The sequence below is a fragment of the Cupriavidus sp. L7L genome (assembly GCF_004353535.1).
Taxonomy (GTDB): domain Bacteria; phylum Pseudomonadota; class Gammaproteobacteria; order Burkholderiales; family Burkholderiaceae; genus Cupriavidus; species Cupriavidus oxalaticus_A.
Genome location: NZ_SMNY01000182.1, coordinates 1 through 1,125, shown reverse-complemented (window position 1 = coordinate 1,125; position 1,125 = coordinate 1). Strand labels below are relative to the sequence as shown.

Below are 1,125 nucleotides of genomic sequence, written 5' to 3'. Positions count from 1 at the left end.
GTGAGATTCAGCTTGAATGCACTTTCTTCGACTTGTTGCCTGGTCTCATCCATGCCTTCGATGCCAATGCGCTTCATGACGGCTGGGAAATCGCTGCTGCGGCGGCTACTGTCGATGAGTCGGTTGGCAATAGGCTGAGCTAGTACCCCCGTGTTGAATGCCTCGCCATGCGACCGAGAGGCTCGTAGACGGTTCTTCGAGATCTTCGTGATGTGCCACCGCAACCAGGGACTGGATCGCTTCTTCAGCTCTTCAAGGGTCGTGTCGAGGCCCACGCCTGCCGCCAGCATCGATGCCACAGCAACCAGAAACTGTGCGGCGTAGTAGTCACGGAAGACACGGTAGAAAACCATGCGATCTGCCTTCACGCGATAGGGACCTGTCCAGTTCCGGATGGACCAGACGTACGCCCATACCCCCGCGGCAACCACGCCAGCGATCAGAATTCCGTAATGAGTCACTGCATAGGAGATGAGGTACAGGGAATAGCCTGCAGCACCCCACTTCTCCGGTGGAGCGATGAGAGAGAACACCGGCACCACAAGCAATGACAGGACCACCATGAAGACCACGGTGATTACAAGCGCAACGGCTGGCATAGTTACCGCCTTGACCAGTACGCTGTTCAGCTTCCGCTGGGACTTGATCGTTGTCGCGAGGAACCGAAGCGTCTCAGGCAAGCGGTGCAGCGTCAGGTCCTGCGCGGAGATGATCATCAGATCCATCTCGGGAGCGCATCCCTTCAATACATGGGAGAGTCGCCCACCTTCTGCGCCTGGCATGTCCATTCGGCGCAGCCATTGTTTGTAGAGCACTGCGAGCGGATCCTTCTGTGCCGCAGCGCGTGCCGCCAAGGCGCTGAAGTACCTGGCCATCGCTTCGCCGTCCGCGATGGATTCCGCGAGGGAGTCGTAGAACTTCTCCCTTGTCTTGCGGAACGCGCGTACCGCAGCGCGGTATTTGATCTCATCGATGAGTGATTGAAATGCCATGGTGTATCTCAAATGATCTCGAACCTATCGAACGTCTCGAAGGCTTCCACCGTTCGCGGATCGATATGGCCCAGGTATGCCTTGTAAAGGGCATGCTGGAACACGGTTTTCCCTGTCATGTTCGGCGAGTCAA

General features: G+C 57.1%; 1 protein-coding gene. It reads right to left on the bottom strand.

Translation table 11 applies throughout. From position 1 onward, the window contains the following. Positions 1 to 992, bottom strand: a 992-nt coding sequence (locus tag E1J61_RS36985; protein ID WP_133098671.1) for a type II secretion system F family protein, incomplete at its 3' end; no start/stop codon positions are given. Between the last annotated feature and the right edge of the window lie 133 nt (positions 993 to 1,125).